Source organism: Pseudoflavonifractor phocaeensis, assembly GCF_021531375.1.
Classification (GTDB): Bacteria; Bacillota; Clostridia; order Oscillospirales; family Oscillospiraceae; genus Lawsonibacter; species Lawsonibacter phocaeensis_B.
Genome location: NZ_JADYTU010000018.1, coordinates 36,927 through 43,703, shown reverse-complemented (window position 1 = coordinate 43,703; position 6,777 = coordinate 36,927). Strand labels below are relative to the sequence as shown.

The window sequence follows — 6,777 nt, the reverse complement described above, 5'->3', positions numbered from 1 at the left end:
CCCCCGCCACCGCCGGAAAGGTGGAAGTGAACGTGATCGCCGCTCAGTATGGCTCCAAGACCGCCGACTGGTGGAAGGGCTTCGAGGAGAAGTTCGAGAAGGCCAATGAGAACATCGATCTGGTTGTTGACGTTGTTTCCTGGAACGACATCTACACCGTGGTCAACACCCGCCTGGCCAACAATCAGGCTCCCGACCTACTGAACATCGACGTGTTCGCCGACTATCAGGCCGAGGATCTGCTGCTGCCCGCCGAGGATTGGGTGTCTGAGGAGACCTACGCCAAGTTCTATCCCCAGTTCCTGGAGCAGTCTGTCGTTGACGGCACTGTCTGGGCCGTTCCCGATCTGGCTTCTGCCCGCGCTATGTATTACAACTCTGACATTCTGGAAGCTGCCGGCTGCGAGGTTCCCACCACTTGGGCTGAGCTGAAGGACGTCTGCACCAAGATCAAGGCTTACGACCCCAGCATCTATCCCTGGGGCGTTGACATGACCACTGACGAGGGCCAGGCTTGCTTCGCTTACTACGCCTGGACCAACGGCGGCGGTTTCGTCGATGCTGACGGCAACTGGACCCTGAACTCCGCCGAGAACGTTGAGGCTGTGAACTACATCGTCGGTCTGGTCAAGGACGGTCTGACCAACACTGACCCCGCCACCGAGACCCGCTATGACCTGCAGGAGCTGTTCGCTGCCGGCAAGCTGGCCATGATGATCGGCCCCAACCAGATTTCTTCCTATGTTGCCAACTCCGCTGAGCCCATCAACTTCGGTATCGCTTCCATCCCCGCCAACGAGGGCAAGAGCACCTCTTCCGTTGGCGTTATGGACCGCTTCATGTGCTTCGACAACGACTACTCCGATGAGGAGCTGGCCGCTGTGACCGCCGTTATCGACGCTTTCTATGAGGATGAGAGCTACGCTGAGTGGGTCATCATGGAGGACTTCCTGCCCGCTACCTCCACCGGTGGCGCCATTATGGCCGCTGCCGATCCCGCTGCCGGCGCCTGGATTGATATCGTTGGTTCCGCCAACTTCTATCCTGCTGCCAAGGCTGAGTGGGCCGACGTGAAGCAGGGCGTCATCAACGTGCAGCAGAACGTGCTGCTGGGCGGCAATGCTCAGGAGCTGCTGGACGAGCTGCAGAACACCATCGCCGGCTGATTGTCTCCCGACATAAAATCAGCATAATCGCTAAGACATAACGATGGGCCGGGTCGCTTTGGCCCGGCCCATTTTGAATGCAGCCGCTTTCAAAGTGTGTCTGCTGTCCGATTCACATTTTGAAAACGGCTGCAAGCAGCATACTTGTACGATTCCCTGATCACATTACTTAGGGGGGGTATACTTGTGAAAAAGACCCTGCGTAAAGCGGAACCTTATTTCTGGATCCTGCCCAGCGTCATTTTGATGTCTATCTTTATCATTGTCCCCATTGGTCAGGTCTTTCGCATGGCGTTCAGCAAGGTGACCAAGACCGGCAAGGTCAAAGAATTCATCGGATTTGGAAACTTCATGGACGTTGTTGGCAGCAAGGAATTCGGCATCGTGCTTCAGAACACCATCGTCTGGACCATCGTGGTCGTCGGGCTGTCCACCCTGCTGGGTTTCATGCTGGCTCTGCTGCTCAATAACGAGTTCAAGGGCCGCAAGATCGCCCGCGCCATCGTAGTGTTCCCCTGGGCCACCACTCTGGTCATTCAGGCCAGCGCCTGGAAGTTCATCATCAACACCGACTACGGCGCCCTGAACACCCTGTTAAAGACTCTGGGCATCATCAACCACAACATCAACTGGACTCCGACTCCGGAAGCGTTCTTCGCATGGGAGATCGCCTGCGGTATCTTTGTCACCATCCCCTTTGTCTGCTTCACCACTCTGTCCGGTCTGCAGTCCATTGACGCCTCTCTCTATGAGGCAGCCACCGTGGACGGCGCCAACTACTGGCAGAAGCTGTTCCAAATCACAATTCCTCTGGTCAAGCCCAGCCTGACCGTCGCCACCGTGCTGAACATTATCTATGTGTTCAACTCCTTCCCCATCGTCTGGACCATCACCAAGGGCGACCCCGCAAGCCGCACCGACACACTGGTTACTTACCTGTACAAACTGGCCTTCTATAATGGCAAGCAGGGACAGGCCGCCGCCGTCTCGGTCATCGGCTTCCTCATCTTGTTGGTCTGCGCCAGCGTCTACATGGTCTACACTTTAAAGAAAGGAGACAACTGATTATGACGCTGAACAATAAGAAAATGCCGCTGGGCAAGGTCATCGCCCGACTGCTGCTCTACGTTGTGGTGTTTGACATCTGTATGCTGATCCTGTATCCCTACTTTGTCATGTTCTGCACCGCTCTGAAAAGCCGCACCGAGATCTTCTCCATGAACGGCACCATCCTCCCCATCAGCGCCATGTGGTCCAACTTTGTAGACATCTGGAAATTGGCTCCCATGGGCAGCTATATGCGCAACTCCATCATCATCGCCGGCGGCTCCACCCTGCTGGCCATGCTCTGTGGCATCCCCGCCGCTTATGCCCTCTCCCGTATGGAATTCAAGGGCCAGACCGCGTTCCTGGGCTTCATCATCGTCTCTCAGATGTTCGCCCCCGTCGTGCTGCTGATCGGTATCTATAAGGTCATCAGCGCAATGGGTCTGACCGATAATGTGCTGGGTCTGGTGTTCATCAACGCCGCCTTCAATCAGGCCTTTACCATCTGGCTGCTGCGGGGCACGTTCATGAGCATCTCCTCCGATATGGAGCAGGCCGCCACCATTGACGGCTGCAACCGGATCCAGGCTATGATCCGGGTCCTTCTCCCCGTGGCAGCTCCCGGTATCGTCACCACCCTGATCTTCATCTTCATCAATGCCTGGAACGAGTATACTGTGGCTCTGTGTCTGATCTCCACCGAGGAACTGAAGCCGCTGACCGTCGGTATCAACATCTTCAATGGCTACAACATGATCGAGTGGCAGTACCTGTTCGCAGGCTCCATCTTCGCCATCATTCCCGTTGTCATCCTCTTTATGTCCATCGAAAAGCACCTGGTTTCCGGCCTTACCTCCGGCGGCGTCAAGGGTTAAATCCGATCTTCCCGCTTTCCCCTAAAAATTAACGCGAAGGGCGTCCTCTCAACGATTCGAGAGGGCGCCCTTTTTCTATACGACCGTATCTTGAGCCAAGTATTGTTTTTTCTTCAGGGAGATCATAAAATAAAGGGGGGAGAAACCTCTCTTCACACCGGACACGGCAGTCCAACAACTGGGAGGCAATTTCATGAATGCTGTGGTTTATGAAAATTTAAAGGTAATTTGGGACTATATGCGCCTTAATATGACCGTGGAGCCAGGGGACTGCGTCGTGGGCTTCGGCTGCTATAACGACGACATCGCCCTTCGGTGCGCCCAGCTTTACCGGGACGGCTACGCCCCCCGGGTCCTGTTTACCGGCGGCCTGGGCCGCAACACCCTGGGGCTCTGGACCCAGACAGAGGCGGAACGGTTCGCCGCCATCGCCATGGAGGCCGGCGTTCCCCGGGAGGACATCATCATCGAAAACCGCTCCACCAACTCCGCGGAAAATATCCTGTTTACCCACGCCAAGCTGGAGGAGGCGGGTCTGGACGCCGGACGGCTCATCTGTGTCCACAAGCCCTTTATGGAGCGGCGGCTGTACGCCGCCATGCAGGTCTACTGGCCGGAGGCCAAGGCTATCTACACCTCTCCCCAACTGACTCTGGAGGAGTACATCCGCAATTCCGTGGCCCAGGGACTCAGTGAAAAGACCGTGATCGACGTTATGGTGGGAGACTTCCAGCGCATGGACGTCTACGCCAAAAAGGGCTATCAGATCCCCCAGGACATCCCCGCCCAGGCCTGGGAGGCTTTCCACGCGCTGGTCTCTCTGGGCTATACCGGCGAGCTGGTGGAGGCGTGACCAGGCGGTTTATACTTTACACGGAACAGTCCCTATCCACGTTCCGCCTGCCGCGCACGCAGCTATATGAATTCAAAAAATCGTACAAAGATCCGCCCCTGTGACAGACAGGGGCGGATCTTTTACTGCTTCGTGACCCGGGCGGTGTTTTTCAGCTTGCTCAGGTCCCGGTTTCTCCCGTTGTAGTCGGCCACCAGCCGGGCAATCTCCCCTCTGGTCTGCTCCACCTCCGCCTTGAAGGCCCGGGCGGACAGGCGCAGCGCCCCATGACCCAGGATGATCATTTGCTCCAGGCCGTCGGAGGTGGCCACCCGGACCCGGTGGTCCCGGCTCAGGTCATAGGTAGCCTTCTCGATGTAAGAGTCGGCGGTCTCCGCCTCTTTGGTGTACACCACGTAGATGCCGTTCTTCTTCTCCACCGACCCCGGATTGCCTTTCACCTTGTAGGCGTCAAAAACCAGAATGACCACGCACTTCCGAAATCCCTGGTAATTGGACAAAATATCCTCCAGCATGGCCCGGGCGGCGGCCACATCGGTCCGGGCCACCTCGTTCAACTCCTCCCAGGCGAAGATGATGTTGTAGCCGTCCACCAGCAGATATTCCGGGCCGGTCTTTTGCTCCCGAATGGTGTAGCTGTCGCTCAGACTGGTGCGGGCCGGCTTCTTCTGGGGCTGGAAGTCCTGGCGTTCCACCTTGCCGTAGGTCCGCTCAAAGACAGCCTGGAGCTCCTTGTCCTGCTCCAGAGAACCGCCCCGGTACTCCCGCCGCCCTCCGGCGGGACTGGTAGGTTCCGGCTCCTCCTCCCCCAGACGCAGGCCGCTGTCCACATGCATGTACTGCCGCACCTGGTCCCACTTCACGTTGAAGCCGCCCCCGTGGGCGCAGAACACGGAATCCGCGGGGTTGTCCACATCCCGCTCTGGGTCGTAGCCGATGGCGGCAGCGGCCGCCTCCTGGTCGCGGCAGGGCTCATAGCCCCGCAGCGCGCAGGACAGCCGCCCCATCCCCCGGGTATAGGCGGTGACCTCCTGCCAGTAGTCCCGTAGGCCGGCCACCGGGGCCCGCCCCGTCAGAACGGACAGCTCTCCCTGGGTCTCCGGACTCTCCACCTCTCCGCCCATGGTCTGAATGTCGGTCATGGCCCGGCCCACGCAGTCAGGGGGCAGCTCCAAGGTGAAGTCGTAAAAGGGTTCCAACAGGACGGACCGGGCCTGCATCAGGCCCTGGCGCACCGCCCGATAGGTGGCCTGGCGGAAGTCGCCCCCCTCGGTGTGCTTCAGGTGGGCTTTCCCCGCCACCAGGGCGATCTTCATATCCGTAATAGGAGAGCCGGTTAGGACCCCGGGGTGGTCCCGCTCCAGCAGGTGGGTCAAAATAAGCCGCTGCCAGTTCAGATCCAGCTGGTCGGTGGAGCATGCCGAGGCCACCCGCAGGCCGCTGCCCCGCTCCCCCGGCTCCAGAAGCAGATGGACCTCCGCATAGTGACGCAAGGGCTCAAAGTGCCCCACTCCCTCCACCGCCTCGGCGATGGTCTCCTTATAGACGATGCTCCCCGTCCCAAACTCCACATCCAGACCAAAGCGGTCGGCGATAAGCCGTCTGAGAATTTCAAGCTGGACCTGGCCCATGAGCTGGACGTGGATCTCCTTCCACCGGGGGTCCCACAGCACCCGCAGCATGGGGTCCTCCTCCTCCAGCTGGTGCAGCTTGGGCAGCACGGTGTGGGGGTCCGCCCCTTGGGGCAGGATCAGCTGGTAGTTGAGTACCGGCTCCAGCACCGGCCCCTTGGCCTCCGCCTCCCCGCCCAGACCCTGGCCGGGCCGGGTGTGGGTCAGCCCGGTGACCGCCACCACCATTCCTGCCTCCGCCTGGTCCAGGGGACGGAATTTTGTCCCGGAATAGAGCCGCAGTTGGTCCGCCTTCTCCTCCCAGGCGTCCTCCCCCAGTCCGCCGGTGAGGACCGTCTTCGCCTTCAGAACTCCGCCGGTGATCTTCATCCAGGTCAGCCGGGCATTCTGGCTGTCCCGGGATATCTTAAAGACCCGGGCCCCAAATTTTCCGGGGTACTCCGGCTGGCGTGTATAGGTCTCCAGTCCCTTCAGGAACTCCGCCACCCCATCCAGTTTCAGAGCGGAGCCGAACCAACAGGGGAACACCTTCCGTGCCCGAATCAGGCTGGCGGTCATCTCCTCCGGCACGGTCCCCGTGTCCAGAAAGCGCTCCAGGGCCTCCTCGCTCTCCATGGCGACTCCCTCGTCCCGGACCTCCGGGCCGCCGCCAAAGTCCACGCAGCCCCCGTCCAGTTGGCTCCGGAACTGCTCCAGCAGTCCCTCCCGGTCCGCCCCCGCCAGGTCCATCTTGTTGATGAACAAAAACGTGGGGACCCGGTACCGCGCCAGCAGCCGCCACAGGGTCCTGGTGTGGCTCTGGACCCCGTCGGTGCCGCTGATGACCAGAATGGCGTAGTCCAGCACCTGAAGCGTCCGCTCCATTTCGGCGGAAAAATCCACATGGCCGGGGGTGTCCAACAGGGTGATCTCCGTCTCTCCCAGGGTCAGCAGGGCCTGCTTGGAGAAGATGGTGATGCCCCGTTCCCGCTCCAGGACGTCAGTGTCCAGAAAGGCGTCCCCATGGTCCACCCGGCCCAGCCTCCGCAGGGCACCGCTCTCGTATAACAGCCCTTCGGACAGGGTGGTCTTCCCCGCGTCCACATGGGCCATAACACCGATACAAATTCGTCTCATATCGCAAAAATCACTTTCATACTGTTAAGCTTCGAGAAATTTTAAATGTAAATTCTCCTGCGCAGCGGCCATCATATCACAGCAGCCAG

5 protein-coding genes are annotated in these 6,777 nt (G+C 59.4%); 4 read left to right on the top strand and 1 reads right to left on the bottom strand.

Translation table 11 applies throughout. The features are described 5' to 3' along the window. The 4 genes from I6E39_RS07465 to I6E39_RS07450 all read left to right on the top strand — a co-directional run. Positions 1-1,166: ABC transporter substrate-binding protein (locus tag I6E39_RS07465; protein ID WP_235380979.1), on the top strand; the 1,166-nt coding region annotated here is incomplete at its 5' end. Between the two features lie 186 nt (positions 1,167-1,352). Further along, positions 1,353-2,231, top strand: a complete 879-nt coding sequence (locus tag I6E39_RS07460) for a carbohydrate ABC transporter permease (RefSeq protein ID WP_235380978.1) — start codon at positions 1,353-1,355, stop codon at positions 2,229-2,231. A 2-nt stretch (positions 2,232-2,233) separates the two neighbouring features. Then, complete coding sequence (locus I6E39_RS07455) at positions 2,234-3,088, top strand: carbohydrate ABC transporter permease (RefSeq protein ID WP_235380977.1); 855 nt, start codon at positions 2,234-2,236, stop codon at positions 3,086-3,088. Between the two features lie 193 nt (positions 3,089-3,281). Then, positions 3,282-3,941, top strand: coding sequence for a YdcF family protein (locus I6E39_RS07450; protein ID WP_235380976.1), 660 nt, complete (start codon positions 3,282-3,284; stop codon positions 3,939-3,941). Positions 3,942-4,063: 122 nt separating this feature from the next. Here the strand turns inward: I6E39_RS07450 and I6E39_RS07445 are convergent, their stop codons facing one another. Further along, the gene (locus tag I6E39_RS07445; RefSeq protein ID WP_235380975.1) at positions 4,064-6,688 is read right to left on the bottom strand and encodes a translation factor GTPase family protein; all 2,625 of its coding nucleotides are present in this window, start codon (positions 6,686-6,688) and stop codon (positions 4,064-4,066) included. Positions 6,689-6,777 lie beyond the last annotated feature (89 nt).

Bases quoted from the DNA above. Each gene is read 5' to 3' on its own strand.
- I6E39_RS07450 (WP_235380976.1), top strand. From the start codon at position 3,282: ATGAATGCTGTGGTTTATGAAAATTTAAAGGTAATTTGGGACTATATG.
- I6E39_RS07445 (WP_235380975.1), bottom strand. From the start codon at position 6,688: ATGAGACGAATTTGTATCGGTGTTATGGCCCATGTGGACGCGGGGAAG.
- I6E39_RS07455 (WP_235380977.1), top strand. From the start codon at position 2,234: ATGACGCTGAACAATAAGAAAATGCCGCTGGGCAAGGTCATCGCCCGA.